Source organism: Kribbella speibonae, from assembly GCF_004331375.1.
In the GTDB taxonomy this organism is placed as follows: Bacteria; Actinomycetota; Actinomycetes; order Propionibacteriales; family Kribbellaceae; genus Kribbella; species Kribbella sindirgiensis.
Genome location: NZ_SJKC01000002.1, coordinates 1,572,022 through 1,596,941, shown reverse-complemented (window position 1 = coordinate 1,596,941; position 24,920 = coordinate 1,572,022). Strand labels below are relative to the sequence as shown.

The window sequence follows — 24,920 nt, the reverse complement described above, 5'->3', positions numbered from 1 at the left end:
GGCTGGTGCGTCGGGGGCCGAGGTGGCTTCGGAGGGTGCGGACGAGCGGGTGCGCTCGGCTGTTGGGGTTGTGTATGAGCCTGACGAGTCTCCTGACGGCTTTCCGCTCGAATTCGGGAACATCATCGTCGGGCTCCCCAAGCAGCCGGAGAGCGCCGGAGAATCGGCTGTGGTGGACGCTGCGGGCGATGGGCAGGCGGAGGACGGGCGGGCTGCGGCTCAGGCTGACGAACCAGCGGGCGCGGACGCGACGGTTGTCGGCGACGGGGAGTCGGATCACGACGCTGCACCCGTTCACGACGAAGCACCCGTCGGAGCGGATGAGGCTGCCGGTGACGCTGCAGTTGAGGCTGGAGCTGACGCTGCGGGTGCCGATGGCGGTGATGAGGTTGCGGCGGACGCGGCCGACGACGCGCAGGGTGAGGGCATAGACGAGGAGCTTGCGGACGCGGAGTCTGCGGGTGCGGAGGATGGCTCGGCTGAGTCGGTGGCTGATTCTGCGGATGGGAGCTCCAGCGCGGACGCTGAAGCTGCTGTGGCAGGCAGCGCGGGTGAGGGCGATGGCTCGGCTGCGGATGAGCAGGCGGATGACGCTGCCCGGTCGGATGGTGCCGACGAGAGCGTGGCTGCGGATGGTGCTGGCGAGGATCCGGGTGCGGATGGGGCTGCGGGCAACGACTCGGCGGGTGGGGCCGAGGAGGAGGCTGAGGCGGCTGGAGACGCTGAGACATCTGGAGCGGTTGACGGGGCTGAGGCTGCGGGTGGGGCGGCTGTTGAGGAGACGGCGGACGCCTCGGAGGGTGGCGAGGACGCTGCCGGGGAGGACGCCGGGGCGGCTTCGGATGGGGCTGCGGGCAACGACTCGGTGGGTGCGGGTGAGGACGGTGCTGACGGAGCTGGCGACGCTGCTGACGAGGCTGAGGATGTTGGCGGGGGTGTAGGCCGGGCTGATGGTGCTGCGGGTGTGGCGGCTGATGATGCGGGCGAGGGGTCGCCTGGGGACGCTGCTGTGGATGGCTCCGGGGACGAGTCGGTGGAGGTCTCTGGCGACGGGGCGGACGGAGTAGCTGCGGAGGGCTCCGGTGAGGGGTCGGCGGGAGATGCCGCGGACGCTGGCGGGGAGTCGGCTGGAGATGCTGGCGGGGCGCCGGTAGGAGAAACCGCGGAGGACGCTGGCGGGGCGCCGGTAGGGGAAACCGCGGAGGGCGCTGGTGACGGGTCGGCGGGAGAAGCTGCGGACGACGCCGGCGAGGGGGTTGCTGCGGAGGAGCCTGGTGAGGGGGCGGCTGCCGGAGATGCGGAAGATGGCGGTGAGGAGGGGGAGTCTGGGGAGGAGTTGACTGCTGAGCAGTTGGCTGAGCGGTTGGTGGCTGAGCAGGCTGCCATGGCTTTGATTACTGCTTTGATGAAGTTGCGGGGGGTGTTGGCGGGGAGTCAGTTGCCGCTGGAGGTTGTGGGGGCTGACGAGGCTCGGCAGCAGCAGAAGGCGATGCTGGATCAGCTGGATGACTACTTGCTGCCTCGGCTGGTGCAGCTCGAGGCGCCGATCTTGGCGGTGGTCGGTGGGTCGACCGGGGCCGGAAAGTCGACGCTGGTCAACACCGTGATCGGCAAGGTTGTCAGCGAGCCTGGCGTACTGCGGCCTACTACGCGGTCGCCGGTGCTGATTCATCATCCGGCGGATGCCGACTGGTTCGTGGGGGACCGGGTGCTGCCGGGGATGGCGCGGACGAGTTCGGACGAGCCGGGCGGGATGGAGGACGCGGGACAGCTGCGGCTGGTCGCGGCCGACAGCGTGCCGCGCGGGCTGGCGATCCTGGACGCGCCGGACATCGACTCCGTCGTCGAGGCCAACCGTGATCTCGCGACCCAGCTGCTCGCGGCGGCCGACCTCTGGCTGTTCGTGACGACGGCGGCCAGGTACTCCGACGCGGTGCCGTGGGAGTTCCTGCAGAGCGCGTCGGATCGCAGTACGGCGGTCGCGGTCGTGCTCGACCGCGCGCCGAGCGAGACGATCGACGACATCACCGGGCACCTCGCGCAGATGCTGCTCGAACGCGGGCTCGGCGACTCGCCGCTGTTCTCGATCCAGGAGACGGTTGTCGACGGCAACGGGATGTTGCCGCAGTCGTCCGTTGCCTCGATCAAGGACTGGCTGGTCGACCTGGCCGCCGACGCGGAGGCGCGGGCGTCCGTCGTCCGCCGGACCCTGCAGGGCGCGGTCAGTGCGATGGTGAAGAAGGCCCCGCCGTTCGCCGCCGCGGTCCGGGCGCAGGCCGAGACCGCTGTCGAACTGCGGACGTCGGTCGAGTCGGCGTACGACCAGGGCGTCAAGGACATCGCGAAGGCGTGCCAGGACGGGACGGTGCTGCGCGGCGAGGTGCTGGCGCGGTGGCAGGAGTTCGTCGGGACCGGCGAGCTGCTGAAGGGCCTGCAGTCTAACGCGGGCCGATTGCGGGACCGGTTGAAGACCTCCCTCGGCAACAAGCCGGCCGAGACCCGCGACGTCAGCGACGCCATCCAGTCCGGCTTGGAGTCGCTGTTGCGCGAGCACGCGGTTGCTGCCGCGGAGCGTGCCGAGAAGGTGTGGCAGGCAACTGCCCCCGGTCGCCAGCTCCTGGCCACCTCCGAGGCGAACCGCGCCGGGGCCGCTTCGAGCGCCGGCGGTAGCGGGGGATCCGCGAACGGTGCCGAGGGCAACGGTGCGTCGCTGGGTGCGATGTCGGCGGAGTTCCCGGCGGCGGCGAGCCGCACAGTGCGGGAATGGCAGACCTTCGTCCTCGATCTGGTCCGCAAGGAAGGCGCGGACAAGAAGTCGACGGCACGGATTCTGGAGTACGGCGTCAACGGGCTCGGCCTCTCGCTCATGGTGGTGGTGTTCGCCAGCGGGACCGGGATCCCGAAGGGTGCTCAGGCCAGTGCCGGAGCGGGCAGCGCGGTCGTCGGAAGACGGCTGCTGGAGGCAGTTTTCGGCGACAAGGCAGTTCAGGGCATGGTCGATAGGGCACGCGAGGATCTTGACGGTAAGGTTCATGCCCTGATGGATGCCGAATTCGCCCGCTATCTGGCTGTCCTTGACCAGCATCCGGTCGACGCCGAGACGGCCAGGCAACTGACGGAGGCCGCGCGCGCGGTGGAGGACTGCACGTGACGGAAACAGTGGATACGGTCGAGACCCCGACCCGGGCCGAGACCGATGTCCTGAAGAAGATCGACGCGCTCAAGGCGGCCGCGGAGGCCGGTGACGGCCGGCTGGATCCGGTGGTGCTGACCGAGGCCACGCAGATCGTCGACCGGGCCGGGCAGCGGCTGCGGATGTCGGGTGACCTGACGGTGGTCGCGCTCGCGGGCGCGACGGGCTCGGGGAAGTCGTCGCTGTTCAACGCGCTGACCGGGCTCGACCTGGCCGCGATCGGAACGCGCCGGCCGACCAGCTCGATGCCGCTCGCCTGTGTCTGGGGTGACGAACCGGCCGGTGAGGTGCTGACCTGGCTGGGCATCCCGCGCCGGCACCAGGTGCAGCACCGCAGCTCGCTCGAGGACGCCCGGTCCGAGGACCTGGACGGACTGGTCCTGCTGGACCTGCCCGACCACGACTCGACCGAGGTGGAGCACCGCTTGATCGTCGACCGGCTGGTGGAGCTGGTCGACATGCTGGTGTGGGTCGTGGATCCGCAGAAGTACGCCGATGCGGCACTGCACAACCGGTACATCAAGCCGTTCGCCTCGCATTCCGGGGTGATGGTGTTCGCGCTGAACCACATGGACAAGCTGACGCCGGAGCAGCGGAAGAGCTGCCTCGACGACCTGGACAAGCTGCTCAAGTCGGACGGACTCAAGTCGCCGACGGTCGTTGCCACGTCGGCGGTCAGCGGCGACGGTCTGGAAGAGGTCCGCTCGCTGCTGGTCAAGCGGGTCAGCAACAAGCGCTCCGCGCGCGTGCGGCTCGCGGCCGATGTCGATCGGGTCGCGGACCGGATGGCGAGTCAGTGCGGCAACGCCAAGACGCCGGAGATCGCCGAGGCCGATGTCACCGAGCTCGTCGACTCGCTCGCGGACGCGAGTGGGTTGTCGGTCGTGTCGGACGCCGTCCGGCGCTCCTACCTGCAGCGGGCCCGGGCTGCGACGGGATGGCCGCTGACCAAGTGGCTGGGCCGGTTCCGTCCGGATCCGTTGCGGCGGCTGCACGGCGACCAGGTGTCGCGCGAGCAGGGCAAGGCGTTGCGCAAGTCCGCGGCCAGCGAGGTCGCGATCGCCCACTCTTCGTTGCCTGCGGCAACGCCAGTGCAGCGGGCGCGGATGGACGCGGCGGTCCGCACGATCACGAACAAAGCCGCCGAAGGTCTTTCGCGCCCGTGGGCGGACTCGGTGCGTTCGGCGATCCGGCGGCGCGAGGAGTCGCTCGGCGACGAACTCGACCAGGCCGTCGCGCGGACGGACCTCGGCGTGTCCAGCAACCCCGGGTGGTGGAGCTTCGCCCGGGTGGTGCAGTGGCTGCTGTTCCTCGTGACGCTCGGCGGTGCCGCGTGGCTGATCGCCTTGCTGGTGGCGCGGATCGCTGATCTGAACGATCCGCCGCTGCCGGAGTGGAACGGCATCCTCTACGCCTGGATCATGCTGGTCGGTGGTGGCGTCCTGGGACTGGCGCTGTCCTTCGTCTGCCGGGTGGCCGCCACGAACGGAGCGTTGCGGCGGTCCCGGCAGGTGGCGACCGCGCTGCGGGCCGAACTGGTCAACGTCGCCGACAGCCACGTGGTCGAGCCGGCCCGCGAGGAGCTGGCGGCCTACACCAAGTGCCGCGACAGCGTCGCCACCGCCCGCCAGTAGTCCTACCGGCGGGCGGGCGACGCTCGACGGCTGCGAGTCCCGGCTGAGAGGACGCGCAGTCAGAGTTCGGCGTCTGGCGCGTACTGCGACAGGGAGATCTTGGCGGCGCTGAGGAGATCCTCCTCGGTGGTGGTGCCGGACGCCCGGATGGCTTCGATCCAGGCCCGGACGGACTGCTCGTTGTAGTCGATGACCTCGGGGAAGTCGGCCATCTTGACCGGGTCGGTGTCGGCCGGCAGCTCGCCGGAGAGGTACAGCGCCAGGCCGAGCAGGGCGCCGTCCCAGCCCGGGCCGACCCACAGCGCGCCGGAGCCGCCGGGGGCCGGGGCCTCGCCCATCGAGTGTTCGAGCTCGAGCTCGGTGGAGGAGCCCGCGCCTGGGAGCAGTCGCAGCTCGAGCAGGCTGTTCGGGCCGCCGAAGGTGACCTTGAAGCTCTTCGGCGGGTCGCATTCCAGGATGTCGCCGCCGGCGTTGCCCTCCAGCTGGAACGAGCCGCCGATCGTGAGGTCCCCGCTGATGGGCATGAACCAGCGCCGCATCCGTTCCGGGTCCGTCAGGGCGTCCCACACCTCCGTCGGCTCGGCCCGATAGGTGCGGCGCATCACCACCGTCACGGTCTCGCCGGTCCGGCTGACCTCGCGCTGGACCGCGTTGATGCGCTCGAGGATGTCGATCACGAAGGGTTCCCTCTCTTGCTCGGCTGCTGAGACGATTCTCAGAATGCCGGTCAGGGTTTATATAAGTCAAGAGTGAGATAGTCATGCCGCCTCCGCTGCCGGGGCGGTCGGGGCGAGGGGGAGGGTGGTGGTGGAGAACTCGTCGGCGGGGTACGGCGAGGCAGTCGTCTCCGCCGGGCGGGACTCCGCGCGCTGTGGTGAGGATTCGGTGAGGGACTCCGAGCGGGGCGGGGTCTTGGTGAAGGTCGTCGTACCCCGGCTGAGGTCGTGGCCCACGGAGAAGGCTTCGAGGATGACGCGGCTGTGCTGTTCGCCGGAGTCGTCGGTCCACTCGTGGGTGCGCAGGCGGCCGGTGACGATCACGGGCTGGCCGATGCGAACGGATTCGAAGGCGTTCTGCGCCAGGCCTCGCCAGCACTGAACCGTGAACCAGGTGGTGGGTTTGTCGACGAAGGTGTTGAGCGATCTGTCGAACTGGCGAGGGGTCGAGCCGAGGCGGAAGCTGGTGTGCGGGGTCTGGCCGATCTCCTTGAAATCGGGATCGCTGCCGATCCAGCCCAGAACTGTCAGATGGGTGTCGCCGAGACTCATGGTGGGCGCCTTCCGTCGCAGAGATGTGCGGTCACCGGAGAAGGTGCACCGATCCGCGCCGGATCGGGCGGATGAACCTCCAGCCTGTGGACAGCCGTGAAGGGCTGGTTGGGAAACGGCCGGGTGCAGCACATAGGCTCTGGGGTATGGCGGAATTCATCTACACGCTTCGCAACGTCCGGAAGGCACACGGCGACAAGGTCGTACTCGACAACGTCACGCTGAACTTCCTGACCGGCGCGAAGATCGGCGTGGTCGGGCCGAACGGCACCGGTAAGTCCTCGCTGTTCAAGATCATGGCGGGGCTCGACCAGCCCTCCAACGGCGAGGCCCGGCTGGCCGAGGACGCGACGGTCGGGATCCTGCTGCAGGAGCCGCCGCTGACCGAGGGCAAGACCGTGCTGGAGAACGTCGAGGAAGGGGTCGGCGACACCAAGCAGAAGCTGGACCGCTTCAACGAGATCTCCGCCGAGCTGGCCGACCCGGACGCCGACTACGACTCGCTGCTGGCCGAGATGGGTGACCTGCAGACCGAGCTGGACCACCGCAACGCCTGGGATGTCGACGCCCAGCTGGAGCAGGCGATGGACGCGCTGCGCTGCCCGCCGGCCGACGTCCTGGTGGACAACCTGTCCGGTGGTGAGCGCCGCCGGGTCGCGCTGTGCAAGCTCCTGCTGCAGCAGCCCGATCTGCTGCTGCTCGACGAGCCCACCAACCACCTCGACGCCGAGTCGGTGCTGTGGCTCGAGCAGCACCTGCAGAAGTACCCGGGCGCCGTCATGGCGATCACCCACGACCGGTACTTCCTGGACAACGTCGCCGAGTGGATCCTCGAGCTCGACCGCGGCCGGACCTACGGGTACGAGGGGAACTACTCGAAGTACCTGGAGACCAAGAAGCAGCGGCTGGTCGTCGAGGGCGCGAAGGACGCGAAGCGGGCGAAGATCCTGGAGCGCGAGCTCGAATGGGTCCGGTCGAACGCGAAGGGCCGGCAGTCCAAGAGCAAGGCCCGTCTGCAGCGGTACGAGGAGCTGGCGGCCGAGGCCGAGCGCGCCAAGAAGCTCGACATCGATGAGATCAACATTCCGGCCGGTCCGCGGCTGGGCAGCACGGTCCTCGAGGTTTCCAAGCTGGAGAAGGGCTTCGGCGACCGCAAGCTGATCGACGGCCTGAGCTTCTCCCTGCCGCGGGCGGGCATCGTCGGTATCGTCGGCCCGAACGGCGTCGGCAAGTCGACGCTGTTCCGGATGATCGTCGGCGAGGAGCAGCCGGACGCCGGCTCGCTGAAGGTGGGCGACACGGTCAAGATCTCGTACGTCGACCAGTCCCGCGGCGGTCTGGACCCGAAGAAGACGGTCTGGCAGCAGGTGTCCGACGAGCTCGACTTCATCAAGGTCGCGAACTTCGAGATGCCGAGCCGGGCGTACGTCGCCTCCTTCGGGTTCAAAGGCCCGGACCAGCAGAAGCCGACCGGCGTCCTGTCCGGCGGTGAGCGGAACCGGCTGAACCTGGCGCTGACGCTGAAGATGGGCGGCAACCTGCTGCTCCTCGACGAGCCGACCAACGACCTGGACGTCGAGACCCTGCAGTCGCTCGAGGACGCCTTGCTGGAGTTCCCGGGCTGTGCGGTGGTCGTCTCCCACGACCGGTGGTTCCTGGACCGCGTGGCGACCCACATCCTGGCCTGGGAAGGCACCGACGAGAACGAGGCCAAGTGGTTCTGGTTCGAGGGCAACTTCGCGTCGTACGAGGCCAACAAGATCGAGCGCCTCGGCCCGGAGGCGGCCCGGCCGCACCGCGTCACGCACCGCAAGCTCACCCGCGACTGAGCTTCTGAGCGTCTGAAGGACCCCGTCTCCACGCCGGAGACGGGGTCCTTCGTGCTTTCCAACACTTAGCCCTTGCGCTAACTATTGGATCACAGCAATACTTAGCCTCATGGCACAGTATGAGGCGGAGGTCGACGGCGTGTTCGTGGCGCTGGCCGATCCGACGCGACGGCGGGTGATCCGGCGGCTGGGGCGTGGGCCGACGAGTGTGGGGGAGCTCGCGGCCGAGTTCCCGATCACGTTGCCGTCGTTCATGAAGCACGTCCGGACGCTCGAGTCGAACGGCCTGATCCGCACGGTCAAGACCGGGCGGGTGCGGACCTGTGTGCTCAATCGTGAGCGGCTGGACCTGGTGGACGACTGGCTCGCCGAGCAGCGGCGGATCTGGGAGGACCGCACCGACCGGCTGGAGCGTTTCGTCACAACCGAGGAAGTGGAGGAATTGTGAGTCGTGAACTGTTCGACCCCGAGCTGGATCTGCTGGTGGAGCGGGTGATTCGCGCGCCGCGGGCGGCGGTGTGGCGGGCGTGGACCGATCCGAAGCGGTTCGAGCAGTGGTGGGTGCCGGCGCCGGCGGTCTGCCGTGTGGAGCGGCTGGACGTGCGGCCGGGCGGGGGTTTGGTCACGCGGCTGAGCGAGGACGGCCAGGAGTTCGGTCCGCATCTCGACGCGGTGATTCTGGTCGCCGACGAGCTCGAGCGGATCGCGTTCACGAATGCGGTCGACAGCACGTGGCGTCCGGCGGATCCGCAGCCGATCGCGGTGACGGCCGACGTGTTCCTGGGCGATCACCCGGACGGTACGGCGTACCGGATGGTGGCTCGGCACGGCGATCCGACGAGTCGCAAACGGCATGCGGAGCTCGGGTTCGCGGACGGGTGGGGCACCGTCATCGAGCAGCTCGCCGTACTGGTGGAGCGATGAGGATCGTACTGACGGAGTTCGTCACCCTCGACGGCGTCAGCCAAGGTCCGGGGTCTGCGAGCGAGGACACGAGCGACGGTTTCACCCGCGGCGGCTGGCTCGTGCCGTATATCGACGAGCTGTTCGTACGGCGGACCACCGAGTGGCTGGAGCGCGCCGACGGGCTGCTGCTCGGGCGACGCACGTACGACGCGTTCGCGCGGGACTGGCCTGAAATCACCGATCCCGGCGACCCGTACACCCAGCGGATGAACTCGTTGCCGAAGTACGTCGTGAGCACCACGCTCACCGCAGGCACCTGGCATCCGACGACTGTCCTTCGCAGCATCGGCGACGTCGAGGAGCTGAAACGCCAAACAGGCGGTGAACTGCAGATCCACGGCAGCGCGCGACTCGGCAACGCGTTGCTGACAGCAGGAGCGGTCGACCTGGTGCGCTTGGCCGTCGCGCCGACCGTGCTCGGCAGTGGGCGGCGGTTGTTCGAGCAGCCCGGTGACGCGGCGGGGCTGCGGCTCACGGCGCAGGAGGCGACTCCGAGCGGTCTCCTACTGCTCGAGTACGAGACTGTCGGCGCTGCACCAGTGGCGGAGTACGAAGGCGTGACGGCGTACCTCTGAGTCAGCCGTCGCCGCCGCCACCGCCCTCGAATCCACCGCCGTCGAAACCGCCCGTGTCGAAGCCGCCGAAGTCGTGCCCGCCGGTGTCGCCGCCCCAACCGCCGGGCATACCACCCTGCGCCTGGAAACTGGCGATCGCGATGTAGCTCGCGCCCGCGCCGGCCGTGAAGTACCCCATGCCGTACGGCGCGATTGCGGCGCCGGCCTCCCAGTACGGGACCACGCGGCTGCCGTACCGGACATAGCGGACCTCTGGCTCGTCGCCGGAGCGGATGCGGGCGGCGTCCTGCGCACACGCCGGCACGGTCCGGGTGCCGACCTTCGGCTGCGTCCAGACGATGTCGGTCGTCGACGGCCCGTGCTGCGGGTTGAAGAAGCACGGCACCCGCCGCTCCGGCACGCGCTCGCCCCGTAGCCGGGCCTGCACGCAGGTGATCGCGTAGCGCCCGGTCGCCAAGGTGTCGGTGACCGAACTGATCCCGTCGGCCTTTCGGATCCCCTTGACGGCCCGCTGCGCCGCCTCGTACGCGTCGAGGGCGACCTGGTAGTCCGACCGCGCGTCCGGGTCGAGCGGGTGCCCTTCGACCTGCGTGTCCAGTCGTCGCAGCTCCTCGCCGAGCAGCGTCACGTCTTCGTCGGCCAGCTTGCGGATCTCTTCCAGTTCCTCGGCGTCACCGCGCTGCGCGGCTCGCCGGTCCCAGAGGTACCGGCCCGCGAGTGCCAACCCTCCGCCCCCCAAGGCGGCAAGCAACCACCACATCTTCCGACGGTAGCGCCGGTGAGCACCCGGCTAAACGGCCTGAGCTCGATAGTCGGCCAAAACGTTGTCAACGACTCGGAGGTCCTCGGTGATGAGGGCCTTCCAGAGGGCCCAGCCGCGAGCGCGGGCCCAGGTGCCCGGATCCTGATCGACAGCCTCCCGGAACGCGGCGCGGGACGAGCCGGAGAAGAACGTGTAGGCGATGACCAGGTCGCATGCGGGGTCGCCGACACCTGACGTACCGAAGTCGATCACGGCGGACAGCTGGCCGTCCTGGACCAGCAGGTTGCCGTTGGCGATGTCGCCGTGGAACCACACGGGCGGCCGGTCCCACGACGTCGCCAGCGCCGTGTCCCAGACCTCGCGCGCGAGATCGGTGTCGACTCGGCCCTTCAGCGTGGCGAGGGCCTCGATCGTCTCGTCGTGGTAGTACTCCGGTGGGGCGCCACGATGGAAGCTGTGCGCACCGGCGAGCGGTCCACCGGTCGCGTCGACGTCCTGCAGGGCCAGGATGAACGCCGCGATCGACCGCGCGAAGTCGTCCAGGTCGGTGATCGTCTCGACCGTCGCGGTCTCGCCCGGGATCCACCGCCGGATCGCCCACGGATACGGATAGCCCTCACCGGGCGCACCCTTGGCCACCGCTTCGGGAATCTCGACCGGCAGTTGCGGGCCGAGGACCGGCAGCCACCGGTGTTCCTTGTCGACGGCGGCCACATAGCTCGAGTGCGTCGGCAGCCGCGCAGTCAGCCCCGAGCCGAGCTGGTACGTCCGGTTGTCCCAGCCGTCGACCTTGACCGGCGTCACCGGTAGATCGGCCCACTGCGGGAACTGTTGTGCGAGCAAGCGCCGTACGAGCGCAGCGTCGATGCCGGCGCGGCCGTCCTGGTGAAAATCCGTCACACCGAGAAGGCTCCCGGAGTGCGGCGCCAGGCTCAAACGCTTTAGCTATCGGCTTCAGCGACCGAGTCGGCAAGGAACTGCGAGATCGTCTTCAGCTCCTCGACGGAGCGCGTCGCCAGTACGGCGTGCATCCGCTCGCCCTGCTCGGCGTACAGCGGGACGAGCTTGTCCTGGATCGCCTCCATCGACGGCGTGACGACCACCTTGCGCCGGTCGCGGGGATCGGGTCGGCGGGTGACGAAGCCGTGCGACTCGAGCCGGTCGATGACACCGGTGACCGTGCCCGACGTGAGGCCGGTGTGTTCGGCGAGCTGGCGCGGCGTGAGCGGCCCGTACGTCTGCAGCAGCGTCATGAACTGGGAGTCGCTCGCACCGAGTCCGACCTTCGCCGACACGGAGTGGTTGTACAGCACCACCTCGGCGATGAATCGGATCAGCCGCTGCTGGATCTCGCCGGCGAGCTCTTCGCGAGTACTGGTCATGGTCCGCCTCAGCATAGGGCTTGTATTTCTCTCGGATATCCAAGATACTCGGATTACCAAGATACTTGAAGGGATGAGAGATCATGAGAGTGCTGGTGATCGGCGGCGGGACCGGCGGACTCGCGTTGGCGCACGGGCTACGGCGGGCCGGGATCGACGTGTCGGTGTACGAGCGCGACGCGCTGCGAACGGACGGTCTGCACGGTTACCGGGTCGGGATCGACCCGGACGGCAGCCGGGCGCTGCACGCACTGCTGCCGACTGAGCTGTACGACACGTTCGTGGCCACGAAGGCGCGTGACTCGAAGTACTTCAACATGCTGACCGAGGATCTGAAGGAACTGCTGTCGCTGGAGCTGCTGGAGTCGACCGACCCGGTGGAGAGCGAGAAGTCGATCAGCCGCATGACCCTGCGGCAGGTGCTGCTGACCGGCCTCGACGGCATCGTCGAGTTCGGCAAGGAGTTCACCCGCTTCGAACAGCACGCAGACCACGTGACGGCGTACTTCGCCGACGGTACGAGCGCCACCGGTGATCTTCTGGTCGCGGCCGACGGATCAGGATCCCGGGTACGCCGTCAGTACCTGCCGCAGGCGAAGACCGAGGAAACCGGGATCGTGGCGATCGCCGGCAAGCTGCCGATCACCGCGGAGAGCGCGAAACTCGTGCCGCCGAAGGTGTTCGAGGGGATCTCGCTGATCAACGCGCCGCGCGGGTTCGGCTGCATCGTGCACGTGATGGAGTTCCAGTGGGACCACGACGGGAACGTCAAGGACGGGATCGGCGGCAACACCGAGGAGCTGATCCGGCGCTGGCCGGGCCTGCAGTTCGACAACACCCGTGACTACATCAACTGGGGGCTGTCGGCGGCCAAGGACAAGCTGCCCGCGAACATCATGGAGCTCCGCGGCGCGGACCTGATCAAGACGGCGCTGGACGTCACCCCCGGCTGGCATCCGAACCTGCGCCGGCTGTTCGAGCTGACCGATCCGGGCACCTGCTTCCCGGTGAACATCTGGACCTCGGTCCCGATCGACCCGTGGGAGAGCAGCAACGTCACGCTGCTCGGTGACGCGATCCACACCATGACGCCCGGCCGCGGTGTCGGCGCGAACACCGCGCTCCGTGACGCGGTGAACCTCTGCCGGAAGCTGATCGACGTCCGTGACGGCAAGCAAGAGCTGGTCCCGGCCGTGCACGAGTACGAGGCGCGGATGATCGAGTACGGCTTCGACGCGGTGCTCAAGTCGCGCGCGCAGATGACGTCCGCCGATCCGGTGCACAAGCCGGGGATCGGCCGGTTGGCCCTGGCCGGCCTGCGTACGGCGATGCGCACGGTCAACCACCTGCCGCCGGCCAAGCGGCGGATGCGCGATCAGATGATGACGTTCCGCGGCGCCGACCGCGATGAGCTGACGCTGGACATCACGCCGGCGCCGCAGCCCTGATCAACGCTGGCCGATATGTTCGGAGACGGAGTCGAACACGCGGCCGACGGCGGCGAAGTCCTCGGGGCTCGCGAGATCGACCAGGTTCTCCCGGACGCCCTCGACGTGGTACGGCGCGGCCTGCTCGAGCAGGCCGAAGCCCGCGTCGGTCAGCTCGGCCCAGACGCCGCGCTTGTCGCTCGTGCACGACGTACGGCGGACCAGGTCGGCTGCCTCGAGGCGGCCGACGGTGTGTGTCAGGCGGGATCGGCTCTGGTGCAGCCGGTCGGCCAGGTCGGCCATCCGGAGCCGCCGGTCGGGCGCCTCGGAGAGCCTGACCAGGATCTCGTAGTCGTTGATACCGAGGCCGAACTGGCGCAGGTCGTCGTCGAGTTTGGCCATCAGGCGTGCGGTGCCCAGCAGGTACGCACGCCACGCGACCTGCTGCTCGGCGTTGAGCCACCGAGTCCCCCGGTCCATCTCAGTCTCCATCGTCACGGGAACAGTGTAGCGGGAATGTAGTTGACTTTTAAACCGTTACTGCCTACTGTCGTAGCCATCGGTTGAAGTTTTAACTATAACGGCTGCGTCGCCCCCGACCAGTACGCACTCCCTTCCCGAGAGGACCCCATGAGCGACACCACCACCGGCACCCCGACCAGCACCATCCCCGGCCTGGTCGCCGGCACGTACGCCCTCGACACCGCGCACAGCGAGGTCGGCTTCACCGTCCGGCACCTGATGACCAAGGTCCGCGGCACCTTCCAGGAGTTCGGCGGCGAGATCGTCGTCAAGGACTCGATCGAGGAGTCCACCACCAACGTCGCGATCGAGCTGGCGTCGGTGCACACCCGTAGCGAGCAGCGCGACGGTCACCTGCGCTCCGGCGACTTCTTCGACGCCGAGAACAGCCCGAAGATGACCTTCGTCAGCACCGCGATCAAGCCCGAGGGCGACGACTACGTCCTGGCCGGCGAGCTGACCATCAAGAACGTCACCAAGCCGATCGAGCTCGCGGTCGAGTTCCTCGGTGTCGACCAGAACGCCTACGGCCAGACCATCATCGGTTTCGAGGCCTCCGCGTCGATCAGCCGCAAGGAGTGGGGCATCGACTTCAACGTGCCGCTCGAGGGCGGCAAGCTCCTGATCGGCGACAAGGTGGACATCCACCTCGACGTCCAGGCCGCACTGCAGGCCTGATCTCCAACGACTGGAAGACCAGCAACTGAAAGATCCCGCACCCAGGTGGTGCGGGATCTTTGCTATGCCTGGACCATTCGCTCGGCAAGGTCTGCGTAGAGCTTGCCGAGGGCTGCCGGGTCGCCGCGGTGGGGGGTGTACCAGCGGGCTACGTCGATGGACAGCGACAGTACGGCGAGGGTGGTGCCGGGCAGGTCGGTGACGTCGAAGGAGCCGTCCTGTACGCCGTCTGCCAGCACCTGCTCGATCTGGGCGGAGATGGCGCGGCGGATCGTGGCGACCTCGGCCAGATGTTCGGGGCTCAGCGATGCCAGTTCGTACTGGACGACGCGGGCGATCGTGTGGTGTTGCGCGTGCCAGGCGGTGAAGGCGGCGACCAGCGAGCGCAGCCGGTCGGCGGGCGTCGGGCCGGTGTCGGCGGAACGCAGTACGTCGAGGGCCGCGTTGTGGCCGTACAGGCTGATCTCGAAGAGCAGGCGTTCCTTGGACGGGTAGTGCACGTACAGGGCGGCCGGGCTCATCCCGGCACGGGAGGCGATGTCGCGGGTCGTCGTGGCCTGGTAACCGCGTTCCGCGAACGCGTCGACGGCACCGGTGAGCAGCCGGCGGGCTGCGGCCGGCTGAACGTGCTCCCACACCAGGGGATCGGTGACTGCGGACACGTTGACACCTTGCACCAAACGCGTGAAGCTAAGCAAGCGCTTAGCCAGAGATCTCATACTTGGGGAGGCCTAGATGGAGCGCGTCATCTTCAACGAGGACCACCATGCTTTCCGGGCCAGTGCGAAGGAGTACTGCGACCGCTCGCTGGTGCCGCGGATGGACCAGTTCCTCGAAGAGAAGACGATCGACCGCGCCGCCTGGCTGGAGGCCGGCAAGCAGGGCTTCCTCGGGCTCGACGTGCCGGAGGAGTACGGCGGGTCGAGCGTCGGCGACTACCGCTTCAACCAGGTGTTCGCCGAGGAGGTGTCGAAGGTCTCCGCGTCGCTGTCGAGCTGTTTCGGCATCCACTACGACTGCGCCGCGCCGTACTTCGTCGACCTCGGCACCGAGGAGCAGAAGCAGCGCTGGCTGCCCAAGTTCTGCTCCGGTGAGTACGTCGCCGCGATCGGGATGACCGAGCCGTCGGGCGGCTCCGACCTGGCCGCGCTGACGACGACCGCGAAGAAGGCCGACGGTGGCTGGGTGCTGAACGGGTCGAAGACCTTCATCACCAACGGCGACATGGCCGACCTGGTCATCGTCGCCGCCCGCACCGACCCGTCCAAGGGCGCGAAGGGCATCACGCTGTTCGTGGTCGAGGAGGGGATGGAGGGCTTCGCCCGTGGCCGGAAGCTCGACAAGGTCGGCCAGACCGAGTCCGGTACGTCGGAACTGTTCTTCGAGGACCTGTTCGTCGCCGACGACAACGTGCTCGGCGAGATCGACCGCGGCTTCATCCACATGATGGAGCGGCTGGCGCAGGAACGGATCGGCGCCGCCGTGTCGAACATCGCGCACGCGACCCAGATCCTCGACGAGACGATCGAGTACGTGAAGCAGCGCAAGGCCTTCGGGCAGTCCGTCGGCTCGTTCCAGTACAACAAGTTCCTGATCGCCGAGCTCGTCACCAAGGTCGAGGTCACGCAGGCGTACGTCGACAACGGCGTGGTCGCGCACGACGAGGACCGGCTGTCCGCGGTGGACGCCGCGAAGACCAAGTGGTGGAGCGCCCACGTGCAGAACGAGGTACTGGACGCGTGCGTCCAGCTGCACGGCGGGTACGGGTACATGAACGAGTACCGGGTGGCCCGCGCCTGGCGCGACGCCCGGGTGACCAAGATCTGGGCCGGCTCGAACGAGATCATGAAGGAACTCATCGGCCGCGACCTGGGGCTGTAGAAAGGGAACTGACCATGCCTGAAGCAGTCATCGTGTCCACGGCCCGCTCGCCGATCGGCCGGGCGCACAAGGGTTCGCTGACCACGATCCGGCCGGACGACCTCGCCGTCCAGATGATCAAGGCGGCGACCGAGAAGATCGGGCTGACCGGGGACCAGATCGAGGACCTGGCGCTCGGCTGCGCGGAGCCGCACGACGAGCACGGCGGCAACATGGCGCGCCGGGTGGCGGTCCAGCTGGGGTGGGACAACACGCCGGCGGCCACGGTCAACCGGTTCTGCGCGTCGTCGACGCAGACCGCGCGGATGGCGTACCACGCGATCAAGTCCGGTGAGGGCGACATCTTCGTCAGCGCCGGCGTCGAGTGCGTCTCGAGGTACAAGAACTTCGGCTCCGCCGGGGTCGGCGATCCGAGCTCGTTCAACGAGGTCTTCACCGACGCGGTCGCGCGGACCGAGAAGTACGCCGAGACCAACGACACCTGGCACGACCCGCGGCAGGACGGGCAGGTCCCGGACATCTACATCTCGATGGGTCAGACCGCCGAGAACGTGGCGACGCTGCGGGGTATCAGCCGCGAGGACCAGGACGTGTTCGGCGTCCGCTCGCAGAACCTGGCCGAGAAGGCGATCAACAACGGGTTCTTCGAGCGCGACATCACGCCGGTGACGCTGCCGGACGGGACCGTGGTGAGCAAGGATGACGGTCCGCGGGCCGGTACGACCCTGGAGAAGGTCAGCCAGCTGAAGCCGGTGTTCCGTCCCGACGGCACGGTGACGGCCGGCAACTGCTGCCCGCTGAACGACGGCGCCGCGGCGGTCGTGATCATGAGCGACACCAAGGCCCGCGAGCTCGGCCTGACGCCGCTGGCGCGGATCGTGTCGACCGGTGTCAGCGGGCTGTCGCCGGAGATCATGGGCCTCGGTCCGGTCGAGGCGTCGAAGCAGGCGCTGGCGCGGGCCGGGATGAGCATCAACGACATCGACCTGGTCGAGATCAACGAGGCGTTCGCGGTCCAGGTGATCGGGTCGGCGCGTGAGCTCGGCATCGACGAGGACAAGCTGAACGTGCACGGCGGCGCGATCGCGCTCGGCCACCCGTTCGGTTCGACCGGCGCGCGGATCATGACCACGCTGGTGAACGGCCTGCAGTTCGAGGACAAGCAGTTCGGCCTCGAGACGATGTGTGTCGGCGGCGGTCAGGGGATGGCGATCGTCCTCGAGCGCCTCAGCTGATGGGCCTGGACGGCCGTACGGCGATCGTCACCGGAGCCTCCCGCGGCATCGGGCTGGCGATCGCGCAGCGCCTGGTGGCCGACGGCGCGCGCGTCGTCATCACCGGCCGGACCCAGGAGACCCTCGACGAGGCGGTCAAGACCTTGGGTGGCCGGAAGCATGCGATGGCCGTGGCCGGCAAGGCGGCCGACCCGACGCACCGGGGCGCGGTCGTGGCGGCAGCGGTGGCGACGTACGGGTCTGTGGACCTGCTGGTCAACAACGCCGGTATCAACCCGATCTACGGGAAGCTGCTGGACGTCGACCAGGCGGTCGCGGCCAAGATGGTGGACACCAACGTGCTGGCCACGATCGCCTGGGTGAAGGCCTGCCGGGACGCGTGGATGCGCGCCCACGGCGGGGCCGTGGTGAACCTGTCCTCGGTGGCCGGTCTGGGGCCGTCGCCGGGGATCGGGTGGTACGGCGCGACCAAGGCGATGCTGTCCCGGGTCACACAGGAGCTCGCTGTCGAGCTGGCTCCGGAGATCCGGGTGAACGCCGTGGCTCCGGCGGTGGTCAAGACCAAGTTCGCCGGAGCGCTCTACGAAGGGCGTGAGGACAAGGTGGCGTCTACGTACCCGCTGCGTCGGTTGGGCCGGCCGGAGGACGTTGCGTCGCTGGTGTGGTTCCTGCTGTCCGACGAGGCCTCGTGGATCACCGGCCAGACCGTCACGATCGACGGCGGCCTGATGCTGAACGGCGGGATCGCCTAGGGCTTGCGGCCCTGCCACCCGGCCAGCTGGTCGTACGGCGACGCGTCGGCGGGCACTGGTACGACGGGACCGAACGGCACGTGCCCGCCGCGCTGCTCGGCTGGGACGTACTGGCGGACCATCGGAAGCACCTGTGCCGCCAGGGCGTCGTCCAGCTGGCTCAGACGCCCGGTGGCCTTCGCGAGGTCCCAGGAGTGCGTGGCGAGCTCTCCTGTGTACGCACCGATGGCAGCTGCACCCGGCAGAGTGCCCCAGGGGAGCTTGCAGATGCGTCCGAGGACCGAGTCGTCGGCGAGGGTGTTGTCGAGGGCGACGCGGCGTTCCTTCCACGCGGCCGGTACGTCGTCGACTCCTGTGGTGACGACGGGGATGGTCAGGGGGTCGCCGCCGTTCAGTGCCAGGTTGATCCGCGCGGTGACCGTGAGCAGGTGCCCCAGCAGGGTGCGGACGTCGTACTCGTCGCAGGGGGTCGGTAGGTCGAGGTCGTCGGGGCCGGTGGTGTTGACGAGTTGCTGGGTCTGGTCGAGGGCGCGGACGAACAGTGCGCGTGGGTCGTTGGTCATGGAGACAGCTTCGCGGGGTATATACGACATCTTCTGTCCCATATTGTTGGTGACATGCGAGCGGACCGGTTGTTGCAGATCATCCTGTTGCTGCAGCGGCACGAGCGGTTGAGTGCGCGGGACCTGGCCGAGCGGCTGGAGGTGTCGACGCGGACGGTGATGCGGGACATGGAGGCGTTGTCGGCAGCCGGTGTCCCGGTGTACTCCGAGCGAGGGCGCAACGGGGGATGTGTGTTGCTGCCCGGGTACCGCGCCGATGTGAGTGAGCTGACCCCGCGGGAGGCGCAGGCGTTGTTCGCGTGGTCGGGGCGGGCGGCGCTGTCGGAGGAGCTCGGGCTGCAGGACGCGCTGCACTCCGCGATGGGGAAGCTGTCCGCGACGTTGCCGGTGGAGCTGCAGGGGGACGCGGACGCGTTGTCCGGTGCGATCGTGGTGGATCGGCGGCGGTGGTTCGCGGAGGCGGAGGACACCGGTGCGTTGCCTGTACTGCGACAGGCGGTCGTCAAGCGGCGGCGGGTACGGCTGCGGTACGCGTCGGCGAGTGAGGGCGTTCAGCAACGAACTGTGGACCCGTGGGGGCTCGTCGAGCAGGCGGGGCGGTGGTACCTGGTGGCGGCGCATCGCGGGGCGGCCCGCATGTACCGGGTGTCTCGCGTCGAGCAGGCCGACGTACTCGAAGAGCCGGTCGAACGACCTGAGGGACTGGATGTTCGGGCCGAGTGGGATCGGCTGCGCTCGGGACTCGAGCGGCAGATGCCGAACACGGTCGATGTGCTCGTACGGGTGCGGCCGGAGCGCGTCGACCTGCTGCGGCGGATCGCTGCGTCGATGCTCGCCAAGGGTGAGGTCGCCCGGGATGTTCCGACGGACGATCCCTGGCCGCACCTGCGCATGCTGTTCCGGGTTCGGGAGTCGGCCTGCGGGGTGCTGCTCGGATTCGCGGGGGATGTGGAAGTGCTGGAGCCCGCCGACCTGCGGGTCCGGATGCTGGAGCTGGCCCGAGCAGCGGTGGCGACCTACGCCTGACGGGTGGCGACGAAGGTCTGCCGCAGGATGACGTTGCCATCGGCATCGATATCCTCGTTGCGCCAGTGGAAGCCGGACTCGGTGATCCCGGTGAATTCCCAACGGGTGCTGGCGTTCTGTGCCTTCAGCGTGATGGTGTCCGCGGTCGCGTGCGCGATGAACGGCATCACGAACGCGGCCTTCGGGCCCAGCCAGGTCGAGCGGAACGCCCGCAGTTCCGGATCGTAGATGCGGATCGACAGGCCCCACTCGCCGTCGCCGTCGGTGGCCCGCGCCGCGCGGCTCGGCGTGATCCAGACGTCCGCGACGGCGCGCCCGTCGAGCGCCCACGCGAAGTGCCACTCGCCCTTCGTCTGCCGGTTCACGGCGCCGCTGTCGTCGTACCAGGCGACGTCGAGGTCCCAGCTCCCGATCAGCGGGGCGAAGGGGCGGAACGCGTCGGCGTACTCCGGGCGCGGGCTGTCGGCGACCACGAGCCCGGCGAGGGTCCGGGCAGCAGCCGCTCCGTCGGTAATCTCCATGAGTGCTGTTTACCCCTGACGCGAGCGAGAGGTCAACAGAAAATGCGGACGCCCCGCCGCCGGTGACCCCGTCGCGTGGAACCACGATGGCACTTCCGGCGGTCGGGGCATTCAGTCCGACAGCACCGCGCCACTCTAGTACGAGTTCGGTGCACATCCGAATCACGGGAGTCGCGCGATCACGTCTCTTAATACGTGGCGGGCGTACGGCGTGCTGGCTAAGGTCCGGGCCATGACGACTCGGGCGGTGATACGGCAGGCGGCGGCGGACGACGCCGAGGCGGTGGCGGCGGTGCGGGCGCTGGTGGCGCCGTACAAGATCATGTCGCCCGCGGCGACCCGGCACATGCTCACCGTCCAGTCGCCGGGGGAGCGGTTCCTGCCGCTGGTCGCCGAACGCGACGGCGAGCTCGTCGCCTGGGCGTCGGCCGGCCTGAACGTCTGGACGAGTGACCCGGGTCAGGCCCACCTGAGCATCTACGTGCACCCGGAGCACCGCAAGCAGGGCATCGGCAGCGAGCTCGCCGATCGGCTGCACCAGCACCTCACCGAGGTCGGAGCGATCCGGGTGCGGACGTTCGTGCAGCCCGACGGCCTCGAGTTCGCCCGCAACCTCGGGTACGACGGGACGCGGCAGATGCACTTCGCCGGCGTCGAACTGAAGTCGTTGCCCGAGCCCCCGGAGACGCCCGAGGGGATCGAACTCGTCGCCTTCGACACCGTCGACCCGCACACGGCGTACACCGCCGACGCGATCGCCTCGCTGGACGAGCCGAGTGACTCGCCGCTGGATGCAGTCGACTACGACCGGTGGCTGGAAGAGATCTGGAACGGCCCGGCGATGGACAAGGCGCTCAGTGTCGCGGCGATGGCCGGCGACGAGATGGCGGCGTTCACCGTGGTCGAGACGCACGGTGACCGGATGTGGTCGGGCATGACCGGCACGATTCCCGGGTACCGCGGGAAGGGATTGGCGAAGCTGGTGAAGTCGGTCGCGCTGCGGCGCGCGGCGGCGGCCGGGGTCACCGCGGCGTACACGTCGAACGACGACGAGAACGGGCCGATGCTTGCCGTCAACAACTGGCTGGGGTACCGGCGGGTGCAGACCGAGCTGGGGCTGCTGAGAACCCTCTGAAACAGAGCTGTCATCAGTTTCCTCCCGGTATGCACCTGAAAGAACGTTACCTTCCGGGGGACTTCGTCGTTGGAGTTCCCAAGGAGTTGGGATGGAGATCAGGGCAGCAGGGCCGGGGGATGTCGACGCAGCGGTGGCGCTGCATGACGCGCTCGTTCCGTATCTGGTGATCACGCGGAGTTCACTGACCCGCTGGGTGGCGGCACCGGCCGACCCCCGGTACGGGTCGTTCGTCGCGGTGGACGACGGAAGGATCGTGGGTTGGGCGTGGAGCGGGCTGATCGGTGGATCGGACCCGCTGGACGGTGAGCTGCGGCTGCTGGTCCGGCCGGAGTACCGCGGACGGGGGATCGGCACGCGGTTGCTCGACGCAATTCACGGCAGCTTGCGGGCTGCCGGAGCCACGTCGGCGCGGGTGTTCGCCGACCCGGCCAGTGTGGAGTGGGCGACGCGGTTCGGGTACCGGCAGACCCGTCAGGTGCACTACGCGGGCATCGATCCGCGCAAGGCGCCGGACCTCCCCGAGGTCCCGAGCGAGGTGCAACTGGTGCCGTTCACCGAGATCGACCCCAGATTGCTGCACGCCGCGGACGAGGTTGCCCAGCGCACCAAGCCGGGAGACGCGAAGATCTCCTCCCAGCCGTACGACGCCTGGCTCGCCGACATCTGGAACTCACCGGACCTGCTGCGCGCGGTGAGCGTGGCTGCGACGCACCAAGGTCAGGTCATCGCGTTCACCCGCAGCCACGGTGACGACGCCAAGATCTGGTCGAGGATGACGTCCACGCTCCCGGAGTACCGCGGCCGCGGTCTCGCCAAACTGGTCAAGGCCGCCGCTCTGCGCCGCGCCGCCGAAGCCGGGATCGAGGCCGCCTACACGGCCAACTACGACGGCAACACCCCGATGCTCGCCGTCAACGACTGGCTCGGTTACGACCGGATCGCCACCCACGCGGTCCTGATCTGCCCGCTCTAGGGAACGAGCAGTACGACGGTTTCCGCGACGCAGGCCGGCTTGGTGGAGTTCTCCAGTTCGATCACCCAGTTGAGGGAGACCTGGACGCCCGCCGGGGTCTGTACGGCGTTCGCGATCGAGGCGCCGGCGCGGACGCGGCTGCCGACCGGGACCGGGGCGGGGAAGCGGACCTTGTTGACGCCGTAGTTGAGTTTCGCGGTCACGCCCTCGACCTTGAACAGTTCCTCGCCGAAGCGGGCGATCAGGCTCAGCGTCAGGTAGCCGTGTGCGATCGTCCCGCCGTACGGGCCCTTGGCGGCCCGGTCGACGTCGACATGGATCCACTGGTGGTCACCGGTCGCCTCGGCGAACTGGTTCACCTGCTCCTGGGTGATCTCCAGCCACTCGGTCTCGCCGAGCGGGGTGCCGACCGCGTGCACCACCTCGTCGACGCCGTCGTACGTCTGCGGCATGGTCTCCCTCTCAGTTCCGGGGTCCGCCGGCAACGTACAGGACCTGGCCGGACACGAAGCCGGCCTCCTCGCTGCAGAAGAACGACGCGGCGGCGGCGATGTCCGCCGGCGTGCCGGTCCGGTTCACCGGAATGGTGGCGGCGGTGGCCTTCTTGAACTCCTCGAAGTCGACACCGACCCGGGCCGCGGTGGCCGCGGTCATGTCGGTCTCGATGAAGCCCGGCGCGATCGCGTTCGCGGTGACGCCGAACTTGCCCAGCTCGATCGCGAGCGTCTTCGCCAGACCCTGCAGGCCGGCCTTCGCGGAGGCGTAGTTCGCCTGGCCGCGGTTGCCGAGCGCCGAGGTCGACGAGAGGAAGACGAGGCGTCCGTATTTGGCCTCGACCATGTGCGCCTGGCAGGCCTTCGACATCAGGAAGCTGCCCTTGAGGTGCACCGACATGACCGTGTCCCAGTCGTCCTCGGACATCTTGAACAGCAGGTTGTCCCGCAGTACGCCGGCGTTGTTGACCAGGATCGTCGGCGCGCCCAGCTCCGCGACCACACGCTCCACCGCGGAGCTGACCTGGTCGGACTTGCTGACGTCGGCTCCGACGGCGATCGCCGTGCCGCCGGCCTCGGTGATCGCCTTCACGGTTCCCGCGCAGGCACCCTCGTCGAGGTCGATGACCGCGACGGCGTTCCCGTCCGCGGCGAGCCGCTGCGCGACAGCCGCGCCGATTCCCCGGGCCGCCCCGGTCACGATCGCCACCCGCTGCGTGCTCATCAACCACTCCAATCGATGCACTGGTCTGCAGAAGATGACATTACCCACGGTCAGTCACCCGGGAAGTACCCCGGATGACATGATCGTCGTGTGGATCATCACAACCGCCACGTCTACCACTGCCCGTTGCGGTGGGGCGACATGGACGCGCTCGGTCACGTCAACAACGGCCGGTACGTCGACTACCTCCAGGACGCCCGCGTCGATTTCCTGTTCCGGACCGCGGCCGAGCTGGGTGCGGACGCGCTGGAGACGGGTCTGCTGGTGGCCCGGCACGAGGTGCAGTACCGGGCGCCGCTGCACTTCCGCCCCGAACCGGTGCGGATCGAGCTCTGGATCAGCGAGATCCGGGCGGCGTCGTTCACGGTCGACTACGAGATCCTCGACGCCGAGCCGGAGCGCCGTACCTATGTCGAGGCGAAGACGAAGCTGGTCCCGTTCGACTTCGCGGCCAACCGCCTGCGCCGGATCACCCCGGTCGAGCGCGAGGCCCTGCAGAAGCTGGTGGGCGCCTGATGTACACACACCCTGTCCTGGTCAGGTGGTCGGACATCGACTCCTACGACCACGTGAACAACGTGCGGTACTTCGACTACCTGCAGGAGGCCCGGATCGCGTTCCTCGGGCAGGTGATGGAGACCACGGGCGACTTCTTCGCGCAGTACCCGTGCGTGCTGGTCAGCCAGACCGTCGACTACCTGCGGCCGATCCTGCTGCGGCACCCGCCGTACGACGTGGACGTGTGGATCGCCGCCGTCGGTACGTCGTCGTACACGCTCGGCTCGCGGATCGTCGACCGCAGTGGCGAGTCGGAGGACGTGTACGCCAAGGCGGAGTCGGTGATCGTCGCCGTGGACGGTACGACGCACGCGAAACGAGCCCTCGGAGACACCGAACGGGCAGCCCTGCTCAAGCATCTTGTGACCACTTGAGAGACTAGGTCCGTTATGACTGAGCAGCAGAGCTTCTATGACGCCGTAGGTGGGGCGGAGACCTTCCACCGCCTGGTGGCAGCGTTCTACCGCGGTGTTGCCGCCGACCCGGAGCTGCGGGCGATGTACCCGGAGGAGGACCTCGGTCCGGCCGAGGTGCGCTTCCGGATGTTCCTCGAGCAGTACTGGGGCGGCCCCAAGACCTACTCCGAGCAGCGCGGGCACCCCCGGCTGCGGATGCGGCACGCCCCGTTCGCCGTCACCCCGAGCGCACGGGACCGCTGGCTCGGCCACATGCGGGCCGCGCTCGACGAGATCGCCCTCACCCCTGAGCGGGACGAGGAGATCTGGCGGTACATGGTGATGGCCGCGCACAGCATGGTGAACACCGACGAACCGCAGTACCCGGGCGCGATCGACGTGTCCGGCCGCTGAACCCTCTTC

The 24,920-nt window shown here is 68.6% G+C and carries 29 protein-coding genes; 18 read left to right on the top strand and 11 right to left on the bottom strand.

The window, feature by feature from the left end; translation table 11 throughout:
* The first annotated feature begins 188 nt into the window (after nucleotides 1–188).
* The 3 genes from E0H92_RS45115 to E0H92_RS20840 all read left to right on the top strand — a co-directional run bounded on the left by E0H92_RS45115 (nucleotide 189) and on the right by E0H92_RS20840 (nucleotide 4,827).
* Nucleotides 189–431 carry a hypothetical protein gene (locus E0H92_RS45115; protein WP_131497350.1) on the top strand — a complete coding sequence of 81 codons (243 nt, stop codon included), beginning with the start codon at nucleotides 189–191 and terminating at the stop codon, nucleotides 429–431.
* Between the two features lie 974 nt (nucleotides 432–1,405).
* Nucleotides 1,406–3,151, top strand: a complete 1,746-nt coding sequence (locus E0H92_RS45110; protein WP_238152440.1) for a GTPase family protein — start codon at nucleotides 1,406–1,408, stop codon at nucleotides 3,149–3,151.
* On the top strand, nucleotides 3,148–4,827 hold the full coding sequence (locus E0H92_RS20840; RefSeq protein ID WP_131497349.1) for a GTPase: 1,680 nt from the start codon (nucleotides 3,148–3,150) through the stop codon (nucleotides 4,825–4,827). The genes E0H92_RS45110 and E0H92_RS20840 overlap by 4 nt, the downstream gene beginning before the upstream one ends.
* A gap of 59 nt (nucleotides 4,828–4,886) precedes the next feature.
* Here the strand turns inward: E0H92_RS20840 and E0H92_RS20835 are convergent, their stop codons facing one another.
* Nucleotides 4,887–5,504, bottom strand: a complete 618-nt coding sequence (locus tag E0H92_RS20835) for an SRPBCC family protein (RefSeq protein WP_165549854.1) — start codon at nucleotides 5,502–5,504, stop codon at nucleotides 4,887–4,889.
* A gap of 81 nt (nucleotides 5,505–5,585) precedes the next feature.
* Nucleotides 5,586–6,095: a single-stranded DNA-binding protein gene (locus tag E0H92_RS20830; RefSeq protein WP_131497348.1), complete on the bottom strand. Its 510-nt coding sequence runs from the start codon at nucleotides 6,093–6,095 to the stop codon at nucleotides 5,586–5,588.
* Between the two features lie 146 nt (nucleotides 6,096–6,241).
* Between E0H92_RS20830 and ettA the strand changes: the two genes are divergently transcribed.
* From ettA to E0H92_RS20810, 4 genes are all read left to right on the top strand, one after another.
* A complete protein-coding gene (gene ettA, locus E0H92_RS20825) occupies nucleotides 6,242–7,924 on the top strand; it encodes an energy-dependent translational throttle protein EttA (RefSeq protein ID WP_131290108.1) in 1,683 nt (560 codons plus the stop codon).
* Between the two features lie 109 nt (nucleotides 7,925–8,033).
* Entirely contained in the window at nucleotides 8,034–8,372 is a 339-nt protein-coding gene (locus tag E0H92_RS20820) for an ArsR/SmtB family transcription factor (protein ID WP_131497347.1), read from the top strand.
* On the top strand, nucleotides 8,369–8,848 hold the full coding sequence (locus tag E0H92_RS20815) for an SRPBCC domain-containing protein (RefSeq protein WP_238173509.1): 480 nt from the start codon (nucleotides 8,369–8,371) through the stop codon (nucleotides 8,846–8,848). Before E0H92_RS20820 ends, E0H92_RS20815 begins: the two co-directional genes overlap by 4 nt.
* Nucleotides 8,845–9,465 carry a dihydrofolate reductase family protein gene (locus tag E0H92_RS20810; RefSeq protein WP_131497346.1) on the top strand — a complete coding sequence of 207 codons (621 nt, stop codon included), beginning with the start codon at nucleotides 8,845–8,847 and terminating at the stop codon, nucleotides 9,463–9,465. Before E0H92_RS20815 ends, E0H92_RS20810 begins: the two co-directional genes overlap by 4 nt.
* Nucleotide 9,466: 1 nt before the next feature.
* On the opposite strand, the gene E0H92_RS44215 is transcribed toward E0H92_RS20810, so the two are convergent.
* From E0H92_RS44215 to E0H92_RS20795, 3 genes are read right to left on the bottom strand one after another with little or no spacing between them, the layout of a single operon-like run.
* Nucleotides 9,467–10,225, bottom strand: a complete 759-nt coding sequence (locus tag E0H92_RS44215) for a hypothetical protein (protein WP_165549853.1) — start codon at nucleotides 10,223–10,225, stop codon at nucleotides 9,467–9,469.
* 30 nt (nucleotides 10,226–10,255) lie between these two features.
* Nucleotides 10,256–11,128, bottom strand: coding sequence for an aminoglycoside phosphotransferase family protein (locus E0H92_RS20800; protein WP_131459412.1), 873 nt, complete (start codon nucleotides 11,126–11,128; stop codon nucleotides 10,256–10,258).
* Nucleotides 11,129–11,169: 41 nt separating this feature from the next.
* Complete coding sequence (locus E0H92_RS20795) at nucleotides 11,170–11,610, bottom strand: MarR family winged helix-turn-helix transcriptional regulator (RefSeq protein WP_131459411.1); 441 nt, start codon at nucleotides 11,608–11,610, stop codon at nucleotides 11,170–11,172.
* Between the two features lie 83 nt (nucleotides 11,611–11,693).
* Between E0H92_RS20795 and E0H92_RS20790 the strand changes: the two genes are divergently transcribed.
* A complete protein-coding gene (locus E0H92_RS20790) occupies nucleotides 11,694–13,058 on the top strand; it encodes an FAD-dependent oxidoreductase (RefSeq protein WP_131459410.1) in 1,365 nt (454 codons plus the stop codon).
* On the opposite strand, the gene E0H92_RS20785 is transcribed toward E0H92_RS20790, so the two are convergent.
* Nucleotides 13,059–13,517, bottom strand: a complete 459-nt coding sequence (locus E0H92_RS20785; RefSeq protein WP_131460843.1) for a MarR family winged helix-turn-helix transcriptional regulator — start codon at nucleotides 13,515–13,517, stop codon at nucleotides 13,059–13,061.
* A gap of 150 nt (nucleotides 13,518–13,667) precedes the next feature.
* Here E0H92_RS20785 and E0H92_RS20780 point away from each other — a divergent pair, with 150 nt between their 5' ends.
* Nucleotides 13,668–14,237, top strand: a complete 570-nt coding sequence (locus E0H92_RS20780; RefSeq protein WP_131497345.1) for a YceI family protein — start codon at nucleotides 13,668–13,670, stop codon at nucleotides 14,235–14,237.
* A 62-nt stretch (nucleotides 14,238–14,299) separates the two neighbouring features.
* Here E0H92_RS20780 and E0H92_RS20775 read toward each other — a convergent pair whose 3' ends face one another.
* A complete protein-coding gene (locus E0H92_RS20775) occupies nucleotides 14,300–14,899 on the bottom strand; it encodes a TetR/AcrR family transcriptional regulator (protein ID WP_202873711.1) in 600 nt (199 codons plus the stop codon).
* A gap of 73 nt (nucleotides 14,900–14,972) precedes the next feature.
* Here E0H92_RS20775 and E0H92_RS20770 point away from each other — a divergent pair, with 73 nt between their 5' ends.
* The 3 genes from E0H92_RS20770 to E0H92_RS20760 are packed head-to-tail and all read left to right on the top strand — an operon-like array spanning nucleotide 14,973 to nucleotide 18,105.
* Nucleotides 14,973–16,118: an acyl-CoA dehydrogenase family protein gene (locus E0H92_RS20770; protein WP_131497343.1), complete on the top strand. Its 1,146-nt coding sequence runs from the start codon at nucleotides 14,973–14,975 to the stop codon at nucleotides 16,116–16,118.
* A gap of 14 nt (nucleotides 16,119–16,132) precedes the next feature.
* A complete protein-coding gene (locus tag E0H92_RS20765) occupies nucleotides 16,133–17,353 on the top strand; it encodes an acetyl-CoA C-acetyltransferase (protein WP_131497342.1) in 1,221 nt (406 codons plus the stop codon).
* Complete coding sequence (locus E0H92_RS20760) at nucleotides 17,353–18,105, top strand: SDR family oxidoreductase (RefSeq protein ID WP_131459402.1); 753 nt, start codon at nucleotides 17,353–17,355, stop codon at nucleotides 18,103–18,105. The genes E0H92_RS20765 and E0H92_RS20760 overlap by 1 nt, the downstream gene beginning before the upstream one ends.
* On the opposite strand, the gene E0H92_RS20755 is transcribed toward E0H92_RS20760, so the two are convergent.
* Nucleotides 18,102–18,668 carry a TIGR03086 family metal-binding protein gene (locus E0H92_RS20755; RefSeq protein ID WP_238173508.1) on the bottom strand — a complete coding sequence of 189 codons (567 nt, stop codon included), beginning with the start codon at nucleotides 18,666–18,668 and terminating at the stop codon, nucleotides 18,102–18,104. The two genes, E0H92_RS20760 and E0H92_RS20755, sit on opposite strands and share 4 nt — an antisense overlap.
* 54 nt (nucleotides 18,669–18,722) lie before the next feature.
* On the opposite strand from E0H92_RS20755, the gene E0H92_RS20750 reads away from it, so the two are divergent.
* On the top strand, nucleotides 18,723–19,694 hold the full coding sequence (locus E0H92_RS20750; RefSeq protein WP_131497341.1) for a helix-turn-helix transcriptional regulator: 972 nt from the start codon (nucleotides 18,723–18,725) through the stop codon (nucleotides 19,692–19,694).
* Here the strand turns inward: E0H92_RS20750 and E0H92_RS20745 are convergent.
* Nucleotides 19,685–20,215 carry a hypothetical protein gene (locus E0H92_RS20745; protein ID WP_131497340.1) on the bottom strand — a complete coding sequence of 177 codons (531 nt, stop codon included), beginning with the start codon at nucleotides 20,213–20,215 and terminating at the stop codon, nucleotides 19,685–19,687. The two genes, E0H92_RS20750 and E0H92_RS20745, sit on opposite strands and share 10 nt — an antisense overlap.
* A 232-nt stretch (nucleotides 20,216–20,447) precedes the next feature.
* Here E0H92_RS20745 and E0H92_RS20740 point away from each other — a divergent pair, with 232 nt between their 5' ends.
* Nucleotides 20,448–21,350 carry a GNAT family N-acetyltransferase gene (locus E0H92_RS20740; protein WP_131459399.1) on the top strand — a complete coding sequence of 301 codons (903 nt, stop codon included), beginning with the start codon at nucleotides 20,448–20,450 and terminating at the stop codon, nucleotides 21,348–21,350.
* A gap of 91 nt (nucleotides 21,351–21,441) precedes the next feature.
* Entirely contained in the window at nucleotides 21,442–22,326 is an 885-nt protein-coding gene (locus tag E0H92_RS20735) for a GNAT family N-acetyltransferase (protein WP_131459398.1), read from the top strand.
* Here E0H92_RS20735 and E0H92_RS20730 read toward each other — a convergent pair.
* Nucleotides 22,323–22,778, bottom strand: coding sequence for a MaoC family dehydratase (locus E0H92_RS20730; protein WP_131459397.1), 456 nt, complete (start codon nucleotides 22,776–22,778; stop codon nucleotides 22,323–22,325). The two genes, E0H92_RS20735 and E0H92_RS20730, sit on opposite strands and share 4 nt — an antisense overlap.
* 10 nt (nucleotides 22,779–22,788) lie before the next feature.
* Nucleotides 22,789–23,544 carry an SDR family oxidoreductase gene (locus E0H92_RS20725; protein ID WP_131459396.1) on the bottom strand — a complete coding sequence of 252 codons (756 nt, stop codon included), beginning with the start codon at nucleotides 23,542–23,544 and terminating at the stop codon, nucleotides 22,789–22,791.
* A gap of 90 nt (nucleotides 23,545–23,634) precedes the next feature.
* Between E0H92_RS20725 and E0H92_RS20720 the strand changes: the two genes are divergently transcribed.
* Genes E0H92_RS20720 through E0H92_RS20710 form a run of 3 tightly spaced genes read left to right on the top strand, consistent with a single transcriptional unit; the run spans nucleotide 23,635 to nucleotide 24,911 of the window.
* Nucleotides 23,635–24,060: an acyl-CoA thioesterase gene (locus tag E0H92_RS20720; protein ID WP_238152437.1), complete on the top strand. Its 426-nt coding sequence runs from the start codon at nucleotides 23,635–23,637 to the stop codon at nucleotides 24,058–24,060.
* A complete protein-coding gene (locus tag E0H92_RS20715; protein ID WP_238152436.1) occupies nucleotides 24,060–24,476 on the top strand; it encodes an acyl-CoA thioesterase in 417 nt (138 codons plus the stop codon). Before E0H92_RS20720 ends, E0H92_RS20715 begins: the two co-directional genes overlap by 1 nt.
* 15 nt (nucleotides 24,477–24,491) lie before the next feature.
* Nucleotides 24,492–24,911 (top strand): globin, encoded by a 420-nt coding sequence (locus tag E0H92_RS20710; protein ID WP_131459395.1) that lies wholly within the window; start codon nucleotides 24,492–24,494, stop codon nucleotides 24,909–24,911.
* Nucleotides 24,912–24,920: the final 9 nt, after the last annotated feature.

Excerpts from the sequence above, each read along its gene's own strand:
- E0H92_RS45115 (WP_131497350.1), top strand. The coding sequence starts at position 189 with ATGGGCAGGCGGAGGACGGGCGGGCTGCGGCTCAGGCTGACGAACCAG.
- E0H92_RS45110 (WP_238152440.1), top strand. The coding sequence starts at position 1,406 with ATGAAGTTGCGGGGGGTGTTGGCGGGGAGTCAGTTGCCGCTGGAGGTT.
- E0H92_RS20830 (WP_131497348.1), bottom strand. The coding sequence starts at position 6,095 with ATGAGTCTCGGCGACACCCATCTGACAGTTCTGGGCTGGATCGGCAGC.
- ettA (WP_131290108.1), top strand. The coding sequence starts at position 6,242 with ATGGCGGAATTCATCTACACGCTTCGCAACGTCCGGAAGGCACACGGC.
- E0H92_RS20820 (WP_131497347.1), top strand. The coding sequence starts at position 8,034 with ATGGCACAGTATGAGGCGGAGGTCGACGGCGTGTTCGTGGCGCTGGCC.
- E0H92_RS20810 (WP_131497346.1), top strand. The coding sequence starts at position 8,845 with ATGAGGATCGTACTGACGGAGTTCGTCACCCTCGACGGCGTCAGCCAA.
- E0H92_RS44215 (WP_165549853.1), bottom strand. The coding sequence starts at position 10,225 with ATGTGGTGGTTGCTTGCCGCCTTGGGGGGCGGAGGGTTGGCACTCGCG.
- E0H92_RS20795 (WP_131459411.1), bottom strand. The coding sequence starts at position 11,610 with ATGACCAGTACTCGCGAAGAGCTCGCCGGCGAGATCCAGCAGCGGCTG.
- E0H92_RS20790 (WP_131459410.1), top strand. The coding sequence starts at position 11,694 with ATGAGAGTGCTGGTGATCGGCGGCGGGACCGGCGGACTCGCGTTGGCG.
- E0H92_RS20785 (WP_131460843.1), bottom strand. The coding sequence starts at position 13,517 with ATGGACCGGGGGACTCGGTGGCTCAACGCCGAGCAGCAGGTCGCGTGG.
- E0H92_RS20780 (WP_131497345.1), top strand. The coding sequence starts at position 13,668 with ATGAGCGACACCACCACCGGCACCCCGACCAGCACCATCCCCGGCCTG.
- E0H92_RS20770 (WP_131497343.1), top strand. The coding sequence starts at position 14,973 with ATGGAGCGCGTCATCTTCAACGAGGACCACCATGCTTTCCGGGCCAGT.
- E0H92_RS20765 (WP_131497342.1), top strand. The coding sequence starts at position 16,133 with ATGCCTGAAGCAGTCATCGTGTCCACGGCCCGCTCGCCGATCGGCCGG.
- E0H92_RS20760 (WP_131459402.1), top strand. The coding sequence starts at position 17,353 with ATGGGCCTGGACGGCCGTACGGCGATCGTCACCGGAGCCTCCCGCGGC.
- E0H92_RS20755 (WP_238173508.1), bottom strand. The coding sequence starts at position 18,668 with ATGACCAACGACCCACGCGCACTGTTCGTCCGCGCCCTCGACCAGACC.
- E0H92_RS20750 (WP_131497341.1), top strand. The coding sequence starts at position 18,723 with ATGCGAGCGGACCGGTTGTTGCAGATCATCCTGTTGCTGCAGCGGCAC.
- E0H92_RS20745 (WP_131497340.1), bottom strand. The coding sequence starts at position 20,215 with ATGGAGATTACCGACGGAGCGGCTGCTGCCCGGACCCTCGCCGGGCTC.
- E0H92_RS20740 (WP_131459399.1), top strand. The coding sequence starts at position 20,448 with ATGACGACTCGGGCGGTGATACGGCAGGCGGCGGCGGACGACGCCGAG.
- E0H92_RS20735 (WP_131459398.1), top strand. The coding sequence starts at position 21,442 with ATGGAGATCAGGGCAGCAGGGCCGGGGGATGTCGACGCAGCGGTGGCG.
- E0H92_RS20730 (WP_131459397.1), bottom strand. The coding sequence starts at position 22,778 with ATGCCGCAGACGTACGACGGCGTCGACGAGGTGGTGCACGCGGTCGGC.
- E0H92_RS20725 (WP_131459396.1), bottom strand. The coding sequence starts at position 23,544 with ATGAGCACGCAGCGGGTGGCGATCGTGACCGGGGCGGCCCGGGGAATC.
- E0H92_RS20715 (WP_238152436.1), top strand. The coding sequence starts at position 24,060 with ATGTACACACACCCTGTCCTGGTCAGGTGGTCGGACATCGACTCCTAC.
- E0H92_RS20710 (WP_131459395.1), top strand. The coding sequence starts at position 24,492 with ATGACTGAGCAGCAGAGCTTCTATGACGCCGTAGGTGGGGCGGAGACC.